This is a genomic window from Nocardia violaceofusca NBRC 14427 (assembly GCF_963869435.1).
Taxonomy (GTDB): domain Bacteria; phylum Actinomycetota; class Actinomycetes; order Mycobacteriales; family Mycobacteriaceae; genus Nocardia; species Nocardia aobensis.
Map to the genome: position 1 here is coordinate 15,394 of NZ_CAWMPM010000042.1, position 15,297 is coordinate 30,690.

Here is a 15,297-nt window from a genome sequence, read left to right on the forward strand (position 1 = left end):
TTACCCATAGATCGTCCATCTTCCTCGGTGTGGAATTGATCCCGGAACGCACAACCGAGCGTTCGGACACCCCGCATCCAGGAGGCCCCCGTGCAGCACAACCCGACCGTGGATACCTCGACCACCCCCACCGCGCTGGTCGTCGTCGCTCACCCCCGACCCGAGTCGCTGACCGCCCATATCGCCGACCTGGCGACCCGCCGGCTCACCGCCGCCGGCTACCGAATCGACCTGCTGAACCTGCACGCCGAGAACTTCGATCCCCGGATGACCGCCGCCGACCTCCCGGAATGGGGCCACGGGGAGAAGGTCCACTCCCCCGAAGTCGCGGACCATATGCGACGCATCCTCGCCGCCGATGTGATCGTCGCGGTGTTCCCGGTGTACTGGATGCAGGTCCCGGCGATTCTGAAGGGCTGGATCGATCGCGTGTGGAACTACGGATTCGCCTACGGCCGAAGCAAACCGCGGCTCGCAGGCAAGCGGATGCTGTGGCTGGGCCTGGCGGGCGTGGCGGACGACGACGCGCTCGTCCAACCCATGCAGGATGCGCTGAGCGCGCAACTCGACGACGGAATCGCCTACTACTGCGGCCTCACCCAGTCGTCGGTAGGGCTGTTGCCGGGCGCGGAGGAAAAACGACAGCGCCTGGATGCCGCGGGGAATCTGCTGCTCGACGACGCACTCACCGGTGCGGTTCGCGAGGCCCACTATGCGGGTTTCGAAGACCGGGCGCTGGGCTTCGTCGACGATTTCCTCGCCGCCGACCAGGTTCCGGCCTGACCACGCAGGCTCAGGTGACTTACCGGACACCAGCGGTGGGGATTCCGCCATGCCCCACCGTCCACCGGACGCGACACCCCGCGGAGCCAGATTCGCCCTGACCGTGCGGGCAGGTGGATAGGCTGACCGCGCCGACCCGTGGTCGGCGGCCGTACCGGATTCGGTTCTCACTCCACCGAGGGAGAGTGATCATGGATCTGCATCTCGACGGAAAGATCGCGGTTGTCACCGGCGCCAGCAGAGGCATCGGGCTCGCGATCACCGAACACCTCACCGACGCCGGTGCACACGTGGTCGCGGGAGCACGCACCATGAGCGATCGCATCGCCGAGCTCCGGTCCGAGGGAAGCGTGACGTTCGTGCCCGGAAACCTCGCAGGCACCGAGGCCCCCGCACAGCTGGTCGCGGCCGCCTCCCGGCTGGGAGGAACCGACATCCTGATCAACAACGCCGGCGCCGTCACCGCGAGACCCGGTGGATTCACCACCGTCACAGACGAAGACTGGCAATCCTCCTGGACCCTGGGCATGATGGCGGCCGTCCGCACCACCCGCGCGGCGATCCCCGAAATGCTCCGCCGGGGTGGCGGCGCGATCGTCACGATCGGGTCCGTCAACGCGTTCTACCCCGACCCCGGCGTGGTCGACTACTGCGCGGTCAAGGCAGCTCTGACCAACCTCACCAAGGCGCTGTCGAAAGAGTTCGGCCCGCAAGGCATCCGGGCGAATTCGATCAGTCCCGGCCCGGTACTCACCGACCTGTGGCTCGGCAACGGAGGAGTCGCCGAGACGGTCGCGCAGGCCAGCGGCAGCAGCGCCCGGGAAGTCGCCGACCGAGCAGTAGCCGGCACACCGACCGGACGATTCACCACCCCCGACGAGGTCGCAGACCTCGCACTGTTCCTGGCCTCGGACCGGGCAGCCAACATCACCGGCACCGACATGACGATCGACGGTGGCTTCATCACCACCTCGTGAGAGTTGCCGGCCTGCTCACCGGGGTGAAGGTTGTCTCGCGCCGGATTTGGTGCAAGTGAACTGCATGACGTCGAGGTGTCCGCGGCGGAAGTTGTCGGCGGACTCGGTCAGATAGCTGCTGTAGGCGTCGTAGGTGCGTTGCCCAGCGAGTTCGATCGCCCGGTCACGGTGCTCGTGCAGAGAGGTCGCCCAGCTGTCCAGGGTGGTGGTGTAGTGAGACCCCAGTTCCTGAATGCGGGTGAGAGTGAATCCGGCGTCCTGCGCGTACTCGGTGATTCCCCTGGGGTGGTGGCCTGTCGATCGCGGGAGCTGACTGGCCGGGAATACGGTTCCGCGGAGGAACGCGAATTCGGCTTCGGTCGCCAGGCCGGGTCCCCGGTGCGCCTGGGCCGCGTGCGGATCATGGGCGACGACGGTTTGCACCAGCAGCACTCCGTCGTCGGGCATTATCCGGTAGGCGAAGTCGAAGAAGTCCGGGTATCGCTGTGGGGGCATGTGTTCCAGCACGCCGATGCAGACGACACGGTCCACCGGACGGTCGAATTGGTGCCAGCCTTGCCGTCGCACACCGCCGTAGGGGCAGCCGCGGACGAGCCGGTCGACGAGGCGGTCTCGTACGTACCGGTGCTGGTTGCGGTGCGGCGTCAGCCCGATCGCGTTGACACCGTAAGTGTCCATGGCACGCAGCATCGTCGAACCCCAGCCGCAGCCGACGTCGAGCAAGGTCATCCCCGATCGCAGATCACATTTGGCCAGTGCAAGGTCGATCTTGGCGGACTGGGCCTGTTCCAGGGTGTCGTCCGGGCGAGTCCAGTACGCGCAACTGTAGGTGCGAGTCCGGTCGAGGAACTGCGCGAAGAACTCGTCGGGTAGCTGGTCGCGCGACGGGATTCGACGGTCGGCGGGGGCATAACCGGTCATCGTGCGGGTCTTTCCTTGCGGGCAGGGCCGAATCGTGTCGATGCCCCCGCCGAACAACCGAAGTTGGACCGCCCTTCGGGGCGCGCGTGCTTGCGAGTCGCCGATCGAGCGGCTGGGGTGCCCTGGGTCGGGTGGCATCCGAATCCGAGATTACCGATCTCACAGCTGAGAGAAGCGGCGCGTGAGCACCATTTAACCAGGTAGTAACTACAGCGCTCGTCGGAGACGGAGGCCCGCCAGGGCGCGGACTGTGTCGGTTGCTCGGGGCCCTCGTCAGGGATGCGCGGACGACATCACGCTTCGGGGGTTGACCCTGACGCAGGGGCAACCCCGCAACATGATCGGCATGACTGCGAAAACCGATCACTTCATGGTCCACCACGACGGCGTCACGATCGCGGCGTCCCGCGGCGGTCGGGGACAACCGCTGGTCCTGTGCCCCGGGCTGCTCACGACTCAGGCTGACCTGCACGAGCTGACCGAGCTGCTGCGGCGCGATCATGACGTGGTGACCTTCGATCTGCGGGGGCATGGCCTGTCCTCTGCCGCCGATCGGTACTCCTTCCAGGCTTTCCTGGGCGATTTGGTCGCTGTGATGGCGGAGGTGGGGCACCTCGGCCTGTCCTCGGCGCCCGTGCTCGTGGGCCACTCGCTGGGCGCGGACTTGGTGGTGCACTACGCCTGCGAGTATCCCGGCACCGCCGCGCGGATGGTTCTCATCGACGGGGCGAACCCGGTGCCCGAACCATTCATCACCGAGGCCGACCTGCCGGAGTTCCGTGCGATGTTCGACGGCCTCGCGACAGGGACCGAGGGTGCCGAAGGGTTCCCGCACCGGGTGATGCTCACCCCACAGGAAATACTCGACCTGAATCTCGAGGTGGATGCGGTGCGGTCCGCAATCCTCGACCGGTATCGCAAGATCGACTGTCCGATCAGCATGGTCATGTCGCGTTCGATGGCCGGCGACAGCGGCGAAGGGCGCGCACCATGGCGCAATCGAAACTGGCGGGCCGGTATCGAGCGACTGGTCCGCGACCAGCCGCACATCTCCGCGACGTGGCTCGACGCCGGTCACGGGCTGCTCGGGACCCACGCCCGGGAGATCGCACGGATCATCCGGGACACCCCCGGCCCAGCCTGCCGGGCAACGTCGTAACAGTTTCCAGGTCGAGCAGACTGGTCCGATGCTGACCATCAGCGAGGTCGCCTCGTACGCCGGAGTGACGGTACGAGCGGTGCGGCACTACCACGCCATCGGACTGCTGCCGGAGCCCGAGCGCGACCACTCCGGTTATCGCAGGTACGACGGAGCTGCGGTGGTCGAGCTGATCAGGATCCGGACGCTCGCCGAGGCCGGGGTTCCGTTGGCGCGCGTGCGGAAGCTCCTGGAAGCAGATACCGAGGACTTCGCGGCGGCGGTCGCAGACATCGACAAGCAGCTGCGGGCAGAAATTCGGCAGCGGCAGCAGCTGCGCAAGCGGATCGCCCGCCTCACTACCGGGGACAATCTGGCGCTGCCTCCGGAGCTGATCGAGTTTCTCGACCACCTGCGGGCACTCGGAGTCGATGAGCGGATCGTCCAGGTCGAACGCGACGGCTGGATCCCGCTGGTCGCGCATTCGCCGGAACGCGTCCCGGAGTGGATCACACGCAAGCGGAAACAGATCGCAGACCCGCAGCTCATCGACTTCTATCTCACGCTGAGCCAGGCTCTGGACACCTCCGACGACCGAAACCTTGCCGAGTTGGCCGACAAGATGGCCTCATATATGACGCGGATAGCCGACGAGCAGGGCGAGGACTATCTCGATGATCCCGACGTCGAACCACCGTTGGTCGAGGTGCTGGACACGCTGGCGTTCGACACCTGGCCGCCGGCCCGTCGACTGACCGAACTGTTGACGAAGCGCGGCTGGAACGGCTGGACCAAGCTCGAGCGAAGAGACCCACCATAGGGTTGGAGACTCCGACCTGCGCCGATAGACCAGCGGAAGATCGACCTGACGCTCTGCGATGCAGTAGACGCAGTCCGGCTCGACACGCACGACCTGCGTCCCCAACTGGCAACGGACAACTACTGACCGAGGCGGAAGCTAGCTCGGTGAAGCAGCCAGTGCGCGCAGCCGGGCGATGGGTTTGCGTACTCCGTAGGCGACGACGGTTGCCTGCCCTGTGTCATGGTGCCAGGTGAGTAGCGCCGATCCGTCGGCGACATCGCCGTCTACACGGGTTGGTGCGCCGCTGAGTGGCAAGGACCCGACGACTTTGATTGCTGTTCCGAGGATTTCGGTCCAGAAGTAGTTGTCGTCGGGTGCTTCGGTCGGCTCCAGTCCCAGGGCGGAAGCGGCGGCGACCTTGCCTTGGGCGACGGCGTTGGACCAGAACGGGGCACGCCTGTTGTCGGCGCGCCGGTAGGTGACATCACCGGCTGCGTAAACATCGGGGACTGTGGTCCTGCATGCGTTGTCGATGCCGACGCCGTTGCGATCGGCCAGACCGGTGCCTGCCAGCCACGAGGTGTTCGGGACTTCGCCGGCGCAGGTCACCACCAGATCCGCGGTCAGTACCGCACCATCGGCAAGGGTCACCCCGCTGACCGGGTCGCCGGACAGAGTGACGAAATCCGTCGTGTGCACTACTCGGACGCCGTGTTGTTCGGCGCGGGCGCTGATCACGCTGCTCAGGTAGGGGCCGAGGATGGTGTGCAGGGGCGGCTCGACGTCGATCACGGTGACCGGGATCGCACGGGCGACACAGGCGCTGACGACTTCCATTCCGAGAAACCCCGCGCCGACCACGATCACGGACGTGGCGGTGTCGAGGCGTGATCGCAGCGTGCGTGCATCATCGAATGTCCGCAGCACGAGTTCACCGTGTTGCCCGGGTTTCGCGATGCGGCGGGCTTCGGCGCCGGTCGCGATGATCAACGCGTCGTAGGGCAGTGTGTCGCCGTCAGCGGTGATGATGGTGCGCCGGTCGACGTCGGCGCTGACCGCGCGCGAGCGCACGCTGGTGAGGTCGAGGTCGTCGAGTCGGTAGCCCAGGGTGTCGTCGGCTGCGGAATCCTCGAGCACCGCCTTGGATAGTGGGGGCCGGTAGTAGGAGCCGTATGGGTCGGCGCCGACGAGGGTGATCGTGCCCTGGTGTCCGAGGGACCGCAGTTCGCGTGCGGCGGTGACACCGGCGATGGATTCGCCGACGATGACGGCGCAACGCTCGCTCACGATGCTTCCCGCAGGGCGGCGACCGGGCAGGAAACGATGGCGGCGCGCGCGGCGGTGACCTTGTCATCGGGAACGTTCTCGCCGTCGAAGTGGTAGATCAGTTCGGCGTCGTCGTCGAGGCTGAACACCTCAGGTGCTTGTTCGGCGCACAGTCCGTGTCCTTCGCAGCGGGCGTAGTCGACGGTGATTTTCATCGGTGTCCTCTCTTTCAGGCGGGGATGAGTCGCAGGGGCAGACGCGCGTGGCGGTGAATGATGTTGTTCATCGCCCATTCGGGCTGTCCGGCCACCTCGATGTGGTCGATACGTTCGGTGAGTGCACGCAGGATGGCTTGAGTCTCCAAGCGGGCAAGGCCTTGACCGGCGCAGCCGTGGGTGCCGTGTCCGAATCCGAGTTGGCGGGCCGCGTCGCGGCGAATATCGAAGGTGTCGGGGGTTTCCCATTCGAGCGGGTCGCGGTTGGCCGAGCCGTAGATCACCACGACGCGCGCTCCCTTTTCGATCGAGGCTCCGGCGATCTCGACGTCGCGAACGACCTTGCGGGAGAACGCCCTGATCGGAGAGTGGTAGCGGACAACTTCGTTCACCGTGTTCGGGATCAGCGAAGGGTCCGATTTCAGCAGCCGCCACTGCTCGGGATGTGTGGCCAGCAGGTACAGGGCGCTGGAAATCGCGCTGATCGTGGTGTCCAGTGACGGCGCCAGGTAGTCGATCAGCAGGGCTGGGCATTGCGCACGCGGGAGCGTGCCTTCGTCGGCGGCTCTCAGTATGTCTCGGCCGGCGCCGCCGGGCAGGATGGAGCGCTCGCGGGCGACCCGGCGGGCGAAGCGCATCATCTCGACGCCCGATGGTGTGGACCGTGCGGTTTGCCAGTTGACGGGTCCGAGTGCGTCGAAAGTCGCTCCTGCCCAGCGCAGGAGGTGTTCGCGGCCTTCGTGCGGCCATCCGATGAGGTCGGGCACGACCGACATGGGAAGGGCGGTCGCCAATTCGACGCCGTCGACGTGGCCCTGGCCGGCTGCGGCCGCGACGACCGCGTCCGCCTGCTTGTCGACAGATTCCCGCATCGCGCGCAATGCTCGTGGCGTCAGATGGGGCGACAGTAGCGCTCGACGGCGTGCGTGGTCGTCACCGTCGCTGTTCAAGGTGGTGCCGCGCGAGAGCCGGTTGGTGAGCGGGTTCAGGGCGACGCCGGCGCCGGAGATGAACGTCGTGTCGTCGAGCAGCGCCTGTTTGCATTCGGCGTACCGCGGCAGCGCATACGCTTTCTGTCGCGCCAGCCACACCACGGGGCCGAGTTCCCGCAACCGCGCATAGTGCGGATAGGTGTCTCGAACTGCCCGGGGGGAGTACAGATTCGGTTCGTAGGTGGGGATTCGGGCGTGTTTACGCATCGGGACTCCTGTACAGATCGTGGTGACCCCCGCACTGGGATCGGTGTAGGCCGGCGGCCCTGGAGCCGCTGCCCGGGAGCGCGCCGAGCACCGAACCGACTGTCCGTGCTGCGGTCTGGATCGTGCCATCGGGGCGGACGAGTGCGGTGCGAGCCCACTTCCGCCGCAGCCACGCACCCAATTCGCTGCCCGGCTCGACCGGTACGAGAACAGCCCCGCGCCGCGCGATCTCGTTGCGCTGCACCAGGGTTGGTTCGGCGACGGTGACAAGGGCGTAGCGTCCGCCGGCGACGGTGTCGAATCGGCGCTCGGCGTCGACCATCACGTTCGGTATCAGCGTGCCCGCCAGGCCACGGCCGAAGCGGCGGCGGGTGTTCAGCGCCGATCGCCGCAGCGGTGGCGTCTCGTCGCTGGTGACGACTCCGGTGAAGCCAGGTATGCGCGTCAGCCGCGGCAGGAGTAGGCGGCGCAGTACATTGCCGAATTCGCCGCCTTCGGTCATCGCCCTTCCGGTCAGTGTGGCCAGCCGGATCAGGCTGTGTGCGTGAGGTTTGCGTTCGATCTCGTAACTGGAGAGCACCGGCGGCGGCAGGGAGCCGCTCAGCACAGCAGCCAGCTTCCAGGCGAGATTGGCCGCATCGCGCACACCGGCGCCCATGCCCTGACCGATAAACGGTGGAGTGAGGTGCGCGGCGTCGCCGAGCAAAAAGATGCTCCCGGAATGCCATCGATCCGCGATTTGGGCTCGTGAGATGTATTCGGCGACGCGGACCAGCTGGAGTTCGTCGATCCCGATGGTCTTGGTCCAGGGCCGGATCAGCGGATACAGATCGGCGATATCGTGGAAGTCGGCGTCCGATTCCCCTGGCAGCAGGCGAAATTCCCACCGGTATCGGGTTGCTCCGATGCGCATGTAGGTGGCCGCGCGGGCCGGATCGCAGACCTGGTGCACCCCTTCCCATTCGCCGAGTTCGGCGGTGGTGGCGATATCGACGACGAGCCAGCGCTGTTCGAACCCGAGGTCGCGCATCGCCGACCCGATCGAGGAGCGAACGACACTGTTGGCGCCGTCACAGCCCAGGACGTACCAGCCCCGGATCGATGCGGCGGCGCCGCTGGTGCGGTCGGTGTAATCGACACGCGCCCAGTCGCTTTCCTGACCCGCTCCGGTCACCTCCACGCCGCCGCGGATCGTGATCTCGGGATGTCGTCGTGCGTTGCGACGTAGTACGGCCTCGAGGTCGGGTTGGTCGAACAGGTTCGCTTCGGGAAAGCCGTTGCGCCCGCCGGCCGGGTCACGATCGAATTGGGCAAGAACCCGCAGTGCGGGATCGACCAGCCGTAGCCCGAGGGCGGGCCGGGAGAGGGCGGCGAACTCCTCGTCGATACCGAGGCGGGCCAGGATTCGCCGGATCTCGCCGTCGAGGTGCACCGCCCGCGGCTGCGGGTAGACGTCGTGCCAGCGGTCCAGCACCACCGATTCCACGCCGTGCTGGGCAAGCAGACTCGCCGCGGTGAGCCCGGTCGGGCCGGCACCGACGATGATCACCTCGGTGTCGAGGGGGTTCATCGGCTCGTGCCTAGCAGTACTACCAGGTAGCAGACGCAAAGGACCCCGACGACGACCGCGGGCGCGAACTGTTGTAGGCGGTCACGCACGCGCAGGTGGGTCACGAGTGCGCCGATCATCAGCAGTGTCAGACCGATACCGGCGGCGGCGCCGATCGGCCACCACGCGATGCCTATCAGCAGCCCGAGGGCTCCGGCGATCTCGAGGCATCCGATGACTCGATAAGCGTCGACCGAGAAGCCGGCGTGGTCGGCTCGTCGGCGAAGTTGCGGCAGAGCCGCAACTTTCGCGGCACCCAGCGGCGCGAACAGCACCGCGAGCACGACAGCCAGGATCGCGGCCAGGGCAGTCGTCATCGGACCACAACTTTCCATTCGATCGCGTATGCGCTCAAAACGGCTTCGGCACGGGCCTGGTCAGCGCGCGGTTCGAGTTCGACCGTGGTCGTGATCGAACCGTCTTCGATGACGGAGGTGACGCTTCCTATACCGGGGACGTCGTAGAGGGCGTCGCAGATTTCTCGTTGCGTGGCGTCGGCGCGCAGCCCGAGCTTGTAGGGCTTTCCGACATCGGTGACGGGCAGGGCATCGAGCACGACAACTGCTTTCGGCGCGGCGGCCCGTTCAGGCACATGCTCCGCCGCCCACGCGAGAAGTTCGGATTCGGTGGTCTGGGTGCCTGGAGCGACAGTGACGTACACCACCGGCACCTCCCCGGCGTGCGGATCGGGTCGCCCGACCGCGCCGGCGGCGGTCACCGAGGGATGCGACAGCAGGGCGTCTTCGATGAGCGCGGGGTCGATGTTGTGTCCGCCGCGGATGATGAGATCCTTTTCGCGCCCGTGCAGATGGATGAACCCGTCGGCGTCGATATGGGCGAGGTCGCCGGTGTCGAGCCAGCCGTCGACGAGTTTGCCGAGACCGTCGAGGACATGTCCGTGCTCGTTGTGACCGCTGACATATCCCGCGAAAACGGTTGGCCCGCTGATTGCCAGAACCCCGGTCTCACCGGCGGGAAGGTCGTGCCATGTTCCGTCGTCCCCGACCCGGACGACCTTGATCCGCTGGTATGGCATGCGTTGCCCGACCGCGCCCGGGCGCGGCTGGTTCGGGAAGCTGCGCGCGCTCGCGCAGGTGGCCTCGGTGAGGCCATATCCTTCGACAAGGGTGACGCCGGTGTGGGTTTGGAAGTTGTCCCGCACGGCCGCCGGCAGCGGAGAGGCACCGACCATGGCGTAGCGCAGCGTGCTGATGTCGGCGTCGACGGGGCATTGCGCCAGTACCGCATACACCGTCGGGACCGCGCTCATCGCGGCGATCCGATAGTGGGCCACGATTTTCCAGAATTCCGCGTAGAGGGCGAAATCGCGATAGCCCAGCGGGCCGGCCCACACCACCGCTTGCCCTTTGAACAGCGGCGCGAGCAAGGTGACGACAAGTGCGTTGACGTGGAACAGCGGCAGGGCGGCGAATACCACCGCTTGCTCGTCGAGCAACGAATTGGCCGCGATCATCCAGGCGTTGGCCACCTCACCGCGATGGGTATGTGCGGCCAGCTTCGGAACCCCGGTGGTACCGCCGGTATGAAAGAGCCCTGCCGAATCGTGCGATTGTGGCAGCTGTCCGGCGAAGCCGCGGGCGTCTTCGTCACCGGCCGCCTCGTCGAGGTAGCCGAGGTGAACACCGTCGGCCAGCGAGACGGGCTCCGGGGTCGACGCCGCGGCGGTGGGTCGCAGCAGCAGGATCGAGTCGAGCAGTCCCTGGGCGGCCAGCTCACGCGCGCAAGCCCACGTGGTGGCGTCGAGTTCGGGGCCGGCGGCGATCAGTACCCGCGCACCCGAACGCTTCAACAGTTCTGCGACATGATGCTGCGAGAGTGCGGAATTGATCGGGGCGGCGATTCCGGCCAGTTGCGCGGCGAGGGTCGCCGGGATCAGCTCGGCGCAATTGGGGGCCATCAACGCGACCGCGTCCCCACGCCGGATGCCCAGGCCGTGAAGAAGGTTCGCGTACCGGTGTACCTGTGCCAGCAGATCGGAGTACGTGCACTGCCACGGTTGCCGCCACCGGGCAGCTTCCGGAAGGACGGTCAGCGCTGTCCGATTCGGCCACAGCTCAGCCGCTCGCACCAGCAGCGCGTAGGTCGATTCGGGCAACCCCCGCTCTTCCAGCGGTATCGCCTCGACAGCGGGCAGGTCGGCGGGTTCGGCGTACCGCGGCCACAGCAGTTCATGATCGATCAGTTGCTCGGTCATCGCGCGCACCTCACAACGGTGCGCTGACGCCCGAGGTCGATCTTGCCGTCGTCGGTAGCCACGCTCGCTTCGATCACGTCACCGTCCTGTAGATACTTCCGGTTCTTGGCTTGGGCTTTGAAGAACAATCGCCATTTCGTCGCGGCGGGAAGCAGCGAGCCGATGATCTCGACCGGTTTGGGCGGGGCACTGAGCGCGGTGCCGACCGGCGTTCCGGTGAGCAGCAGGTCACCGGGGGCGATGTGCTGGAATCCGGTCAGCGCCTGCAAGGTCTGCACCGGGTGGTAGATCATGTCCGCCACGGTCATGTCCTGGCGAATTTCGCCGTTGACCGACAGCCGCAGCCGCAGTTCGGTAAACCGTTGCAGCTCATCAGCATCCAGTAGCACCAGCGCCGGGCCGACCGGGGTGAAGGTGGGATAGGACTTGCCCTCGTAGAACTGGGTTTTCGGTAGCTGCACATCGCGAGCCGAAATGTCGTTGGTGACCACCAGACCTGCGACGTAGTCGGCGAGATTCTCAGCGGTGATGGTGGTGCCCACCGGCATGTCCCTGCCGAATACGAGACCGATTTCGACCTCGTAGTCCAGCAGCCGGACATGAGCGGGCCGGATGACCTCGTCGAACGGACCGCTGATCGAACCGGAGGACTTCCGGAAGAACGTCAGGGGCACGGTGTCCGGGTCTCCGCCCGCGTCGGTGACGTGAGAAGCGAAATTGGTCATCTGAGCCACCACCCGGCACGGTGTGGTCACCGGCGATACCAACGACAGACTGCCGGCAGGTACGAGTCGAGTGCTCGCCGATGCTGCCGCCAACGCCGCCCGATCGGCCAACAACTCCCCGGTGGATGTCGCGGTCGTGTCCACCCGGGCTGCGCCGGCAGGTGTCGACACCCACCAGCCATCGGTGGTGCGAAGAACGGAAATACTCATGACGAGGCCACTTTCAACAGGCCGCGCAGGCGGCGGAGATCGAATTCGTTGTCATCGCGCAAGGCGCCGAGCGCGGCCCGCGCCTCCCGCAGCACTTCTCGGCTGGGACTGATCCCGAGGAAGTCTCTGCTGACGGGCGGGCCCCACTGGGCAAGGCCCGAGGCAGTCATGGGTGCCCAGCCCGGTTCGACCGTGCAGTCGAACATGTCCCCGTCGGTGAAGTGTTCGACAAGGAATCCGTCCGGATCGCGCCAGTAGTCGAACAGCTGGCTGCCCTGAACATGACGTCCGATCCCCCAGGATCTGCGGTAACCGCTGTCACGGAGGTATTCCCCGCCCGCGGCGAGGGCATCGAGATCGGCGACCTGATAGGCCGAGTGGACATACCGATTCCGCGGCCCCAGTACCAGAGCCAGCGTGTGGTGGTCGGCGGGAGTGCGGCCGCGGTCGCAACGGATGAAGCTCATGACCGGCCCGCGGTCACGCTGACCGCGGTAGTACTGGAAATCACTGACGATCATGCCCAGGTATTGCAGATACCAGTCCAGGGTCCGGCGGTACTTGGTCGTCTGAACTACGACGTGGCCCAGGCGCTGCACCCGGGATGGTTCTCGCGGTGGTCGCTGTGTGCGATTGGCGCGGGCAAGTGCACGGCCGACGTTGAGGGTGTGCGGTGGTTGTGCCGGCAACTCCGCGTGAACATGGGTGTCGGAGACGAGTCGGACCCGCAGTCCGCTGGGATCCGCGACATCGACACCCACGCCGCCGAGGCTTTCCGGCAGCGGGGCCGCCGCCGCGCCGGTCGCAGCCGAAAACCGTGCCAGATCTTTCCGGTCGGCCACCGAAAAGGCCGGACCGACGAATCGGGAGCGCGCGCCGCGGCGAATGATCACACACGGTGAACCGGCGTCCACGCCGCGCAGGTGCAGCTCGGCCGGGGTTCGCACGATGGTCGTGAAACCGAAAGCGGTGGCGAACTTTTCGGCACCGACAAGATCGCGCTTTTCGAATTCCAGCCATGCGAGGTCGTGCACCTTGACGATCGGATTCAGCGCTCGCCCCGGATGTTCGCCGGTGAAGGCGCCGTGCTCGCTGTGCAGATCCGCATGGGGGTCGTGCAGGTCGTTCATCGACCGCTCCCTTCGGTGTATCTGAACATATCCTCACTTACGAAGAAGTTCTCAGTCAAGACCTATCTGAACATTTCCTCATAACTGACAACGCGAGGTAGGATCGGGCGGAAATCAGAGGAGGCGAACAGGATGGCCGAGGAGGCAGTCCAGGGACCGAACCGCCTGCAGAGACGCAAGGCACGCACCCGCGCCGCACTCGTCGGCGCGGCGCAGATGTTCATCGCTCGAGGCAAGATGAACGTCCCGATTTCGGATATCACTCAGGCGGCCGATGTCGGGATGGGGTCGTTCTACAACCACTTCCAGACCCGCGACGAGCTGTTCGCCACCGCCGTCGAAGAGGTGCTCGACATCCTCGGCGCGACCCTCGACACGCTCACCGAAGACATCGAGGACCCGGCCCAGGTATTTGCCCAAAGCTTCCGGCTGACCGGCCGCCTGCACCGCAGCAATCCCACCCTGAGCAAAGTCCTGCTCAACAGCGGGATGAGTCTGGCAGTGTCGGAGAAGGGCTTGGCGCCACGTGCTCGCCGTGACATCGAGGCCGCCACCCGAGCCGGCCGATTTCACACCCACGATGTCGAACTGGCCATGACCGTCGTCACCGGGGCCGCGTTATGCCTGGGTCAACTACTACACGAGCATCCCGAACGCGATGACGCCGAAGCCGCCGATCAGGTCACCGAAGACTTGCTGCGGATGTTCGGTCTCTCCGCCGACGAGGCCCGCGAGATATGCCGGCGACCACTGCCGATCGTCGAAACGCAGCCGGGCAGCGATGACGCGGCGTAGGCAACAGCCCCCACCGTGCGAGATCCTGCCGCCCCGGCCGTGATCGGATCGCCCGTCCAGGGTGAGGCACGACCGATGTTCAGGGCAGGGCCATCACGGCCAGCAGGACGACCAGAAGCGAGACCGCGACCGTGATGTGGCTGCGCCGGTAATGGGTCGCCAATACCGCGACGAATTCGCGCAGGAAGGCGGCGGGCAGGAAATAGGCGGCGGTCCGAGATCCCAGGACCTGGGCATCGATACCGAGGCGGCGGGTCAGCCCGGCCGTCCGGAGAACGTGAAAGTTACTGGTCACCACCGTGATTCGGAGCTGCTCCGGATCGATGCCGCGCCGGTTCAGCTCGCGCAGGCAGTTGCGCAGATTCTCGGCGGTGTTGCGCGAGTGCCGTTCTCGGACGATGGCGTGTCCGGAGACGCCGCGCGCGGTGAGGTAACGCGCCATCGCGTCGGCTTCGGTCGTCGCTTCGTCGGGACCCTGTCCACCACAGGTGACCAGGACCGGCCGGCGTCCGGACCGCAGCGCTGTGCGGTAGGCGTCGATACCGCGGTCCAGTCGCGCGGCCAGCAGGGGTGTGACGGATCTGCGGTTCAGGCCGCAGCCGAGAATCACGACGGCATCGGCTTCGGGACGAGCTGCCAAGCTGCCGTAGATCAGTGCGTAGCCGCCGAACGCGATCAGATGCGCCACGAAATAGACCGCGACCGCGGCGACCAGAACGGTGGACCCGATGGCCCAGCTCGGCATCCTCGGACCGGACGCGACCGTGACGACCGCGGCCACCGCGCCGATCAGGCCCGCCCCGAGCACGACCGGCAACGCGGTGGTCGCCGCGAACCCCTCCCGCGACATCAGCTCGATTCCGTTGACCAGCAACGCGATACCGGCCACGGCGAACGGAGCCGTGAATACCACGACCACCCCGAACGACGACGGCGCGTCGGGGCCGAGTCCGACGACCGCGCTCGCACCGCCGACGCCCAGCAGGGTGACCGCCGCCAGCAGAACGAATCCCGTCGAGAGCCGACGAGGCTCCAGGGCCACGCGGATCGCCGCGATGAATGCCAGGATCGCTCCGCCCGCCACCAGGAGCCCGCCGATCGACAGGTACGTCGCCGTCTGCATCCGTCCGAGACTCCTTCCGGCCCCTGCCGGGCCGCCGCGCCGAAGACACTTCGAAGTCGTCGGCGCGACGAGAAATCCGCGGCGACCTGGCGACGTAGCGACGAATTCCCGTTCCGGGGCGCCGGAAACAGGTCAGCGGGGCAGACTGCGGCCCGAATTGATCAGTCCACTTCGCACCGAACTCCTGCG

Annotated in this window: 15 protein-coding genes; 5 read left to right on the plus strand and 10 right to left on the minus strand. The window is 66.5% G+C overall.

Features of this window, described 5'->3' with window-relative positions:
- The first annotated feature begins 90 nt into the window (after positions 1 to 90).
- Together AC5592_RS30420 and AC5592_RS30425 are read left to right on the plus strand one after the other, a co-directional pair.
- On the plus strand, positions 91 to 783 hold the full coding sequence (locus AC5592_RS30420) for an NAD(P)H oxidoreductase (protein ID WP_232329616.1): 693 nt from the start codon (positions 91 to 93) through the stop codon (positions 781 to 783).
- A 191-nt stretch (positions 784 to 974) separates the two neighbouring features.
- Complete coding sequence (locus AC5592_RS30425; protein ID WP_063066221.1) at positions 975 to 1,760, plus strand: SDR family NAD(P)-dependent oxidoreductase; 786 nt, start codon at positions 975 to 977, stop codon at positions 1,758 to 1,760.
- A gap of 15 nt (positions 1,761 to 1,775) precedes the next feature.
- On the opposite strand, the gene AC5592_RS30430 is transcribed toward AC5592_RS30425, so the two are convergent.
- Positions 1,776 to 2,681: a class I SAM-dependent methyltransferase gene (locus tag AC5592_RS30430; protein ID WP_063066181.1), complete on the minus strand. Its 906-nt coding sequence runs from the start codon at positions 2,679 to 2,681 to the stop codon at positions 1,776 to 1,778.
- Positions 2,682 to 3,027: 346 nt separating this feature from the next.
- On the opposite strand from AC5592_RS30430, the gene AC5592_RS30435 reads away from it, so the two are divergent.
- Positions 3,028 to 3,840, plus strand: a complete 813-nt coding sequence (locus tag AC5592_RS30435; RefSeq protein WP_232329617.1) for an alpha/beta fold hydrolase — start codon at positions 3,028 to 3,030, stop codon at positions 3,838 to 3,840.
- 28 nt (positions 3,841 to 3,868) lie between these two features.
- Complete coding sequence (locus AC5592_RS30440; RefSeq protein ID WP_063066183.1) at positions 3,869 to 4,639, plus strand: helix-turn-helix domain-containing protein; 771 nt, start codon at positions 3,869 to 3,871, stop codon at positions 4,637 to 4,639.
- A 138-nt stretch (positions 4,640 to 4,777) separates the two neighbouring features.
- Here AC5592_RS30440 and AC5592_RS30445 read toward each other — a convergent pair whose 3' ends face one another.
- From AC5592_RS30445 to AC5592_RS30480, 8 genes are read right to left on the minus strand one after another with little or no spacing between them, the layout of a single operon-like run.
- Entirely contained in the window at positions 4,778 to 5,908 is a 1,131-nt protein-coding gene (locus AC5592_RS30445) for an NAD(P)/FAD-dependent oxidoreductase (RefSeq protein ID WP_198163973.1), read from the minus strand.
- Positions 5,905 to 6,102 (minus strand): ferredoxin, encoded by a 198-nt coding sequence (locus AC5592_RS30450; RefSeq protein WP_063066185.1) that lies wholly within the window; start codon positions 6,100 to 6,102, stop codon positions 5,905 to 5,907. The genes AC5592_RS30445 and AC5592_RS30450 overlap by 4 nt, the downstream gene beginning before the upstream one ends.
- 14 nt (positions 6,103 to 6,116) lie before the next feature.
- Positions 6,117 to 7,301 carry a cytochrome P450 gene (locus AC5592_RS30455; RefSeq protein ID WP_063066186.1) on the minus strand — a complete coding sequence of 395 codons (1,185 nt, stop codon included), beginning with the start codon at positions 7,299 to 7,301 and terminating at the stop codon, positions 6,117 to 6,119.
- Positions 7,294 to 8,871 carry a bifunctional 3-(3-hydroxy-phenyl)propionate/3-hydroxycinnamic acid hydroxylase MhpA gene (gene mhpA / locus AC5592_RS30460; RefSeq protein ID WP_063920422.1) on the minus strand — a complete coding sequence of 526 codons (1,578 nt, stop codon included), beginning with the start codon at positions 8,869 to 8,871 and terminating at the stop codon, positions 7,294 to 7,296. The genes AC5592_RS30455 and mhpA overlap by 8 nt, the downstream gene beginning before the upstream one ends.
- Positions 8,868 to 9,194 (minus strand): DoxX family protein, encoded by a 327-nt coding sequence (locus AC5592_RS30465; RefSeq protein ID WP_232329618.1) that lies wholly within the window; start codon positions 9,192 to 9,194, stop codon positions 8,868 to 8,870. The genes mhpA and AC5592_RS30465 overlap by 4 nt, the downstream gene beginning before the upstream one ends.
- A 29-nt stretch (positions 9,195 to 9,223) precedes the next feature.
- A complete protein-coding gene (locus AC5592_RS30470) occupies positions 9,224 to 11,125 on the minus strand; it encodes an acyl-CoA synthetase (RefSeq protein WP_063066222.1) in 1,902 nt (633 codons plus the stop codon).
- Positions 11,122 to 12,060, minus strand: a complete 939-nt coding sequence (locus AC5592_RS30475; protein WP_063066188.1) for a fumarylacetoacetate hydrolase family protein — start codon at positions 12,058 to 12,060, stop codon at positions 11,122 to 11,124. The genes AC5592_RS30470 and AC5592_RS30475 overlap by 4 nt, the downstream gene beginning before the upstream one ends.
- On the minus strand, positions 12,057 to 13,190 hold the full coding sequence (locus tag AC5592_RS30480; RefSeq protein ID WP_063066189.1) for a VOC family protein: 1,134 nt from the start codon (positions 13,188 to 13,190) through the stop codon (positions 12,057 to 12,059). The genes AC5592_RS30475 and AC5592_RS30480 overlap by 4 nt, the downstream gene beginning before the upstream one ends.
- A gap of 132 nt (positions 13,191 to 13,322) precedes the next feature.
- Between AC5592_RS30480 and AC5592_RS30485 the strand changes: the two genes are divergently transcribed.
- Positions 13,323 to 13,985, plus strand: coding sequence for a TetR/AcrR family transcriptional regulator (locus AC5592_RS30485; protein ID WP_036511058.1), 663 nt, complete (start codon positions 13,323 to 13,325; stop codon positions 13,983 to 13,985).
- 79 nt (positions 13,986 to 14,064) lie between these two features.
- Here the strand turns inward: AC5592_RS30485 and AC5592_RS30490 are convergent, their stop codons facing one another.
- The gene (locus AC5592_RS30490; RefSeq protein WP_036511061.1) at positions 14,065 to 15,108 is read right to left on the minus strand and encodes a YdcF family protein; all 1,044 of its coding nucleotides are present in this window, start codon (positions 15,106 to 15,108) and stop codon (positions 14,065 to 14,067) included.
- Positions 15,109 to 15,297 lie beyond the last annotated feature (189 nt).

Bases quoted from the DNA above. Each gene is read 5' to 3' on its own strand.
- AC5592_RS30440 (WP_063066183.1), top strand. From the start codon at position 3,869: ATGCTGACCATCAGCGAGGTCGCCTCGTACGCCGGAGTGACGGTACGA.
- AC5592_RS30425 (WP_063066221.1), top strand. From the start codon at position 975: ATGGATCTGCATCTCGACGGAAAGATCGCGGTTGTCACCGGCGCCAGC.
- AC5592_RS30435 (WP_232329617.1), top strand. From the start codon at position 3,028: ATGACTGCGAAAACCGATCACTTCATGGTCCACCACGACGGCGTCACG.
- AC5592_RS30475 (WP_063066188.1), bottom strand. From the start codon at position 12,060: ATGAGTATTTCCGTTCTTCGCACCACCGATGGCTGGTGGGTGTCGACA.
- AC5592_RS30485 (WP_036511058.1), top strand. From the start codon at position 13,323: ATGGCCGAGGAGGCAGTCCAGGGACCGAACCGCCTGCAGAGACGCAAG.
- AC5592_RS30470 (WP_063066222.1), bottom strand. From the start codon at position 11,125: ATGACCGAGCAACTGATCGATCATGAACTGCTGTGGCCGCGGTACGCC.
- AC5592_RS30455 (WP_063066186.1), bottom strand. From the start codon at position 7,301: ATGCGTAAACACGCCCGAATCCCCACCTACGAACCGAATCTGTACTCC.
- mhpA (WP_063920422.1), bottom strand. From the start codon at position 8,871: ATGAACCCCCTCGACACCGAGGTGATCATCGTCGGTGCCGGCCCGACC.
- AC5592_RS30430 (WP_063066181.1), bottom strand. From the start codon at position 2,681: ATGACCGGTTATGCCCCCGCCGACCGTCGAATCCCGTCGCGCGACCAG.
- AC5592_RS30450 (WP_063066185.1), bottom strand. From the start codon at position 6,102: ATGAAAATCACCGTCGACTACGCCCGCTGCGAAGGACACGGACTGTGC.
- AC5592_RS30480 (WP_063066189.1), bottom strand. From the start codon at position 13,190: ATGAACGACCTGCACGACCCCCATGCGGATCTGCACAGCGAGCACGGC.
- AC5592_RS30490 (WP_036511061.1), bottom strand. From the start codon at position 15,108: ATGCAGACGGCGACGTACCTGTCGATCGGCGGGCTCCTGGTGGCGGGC.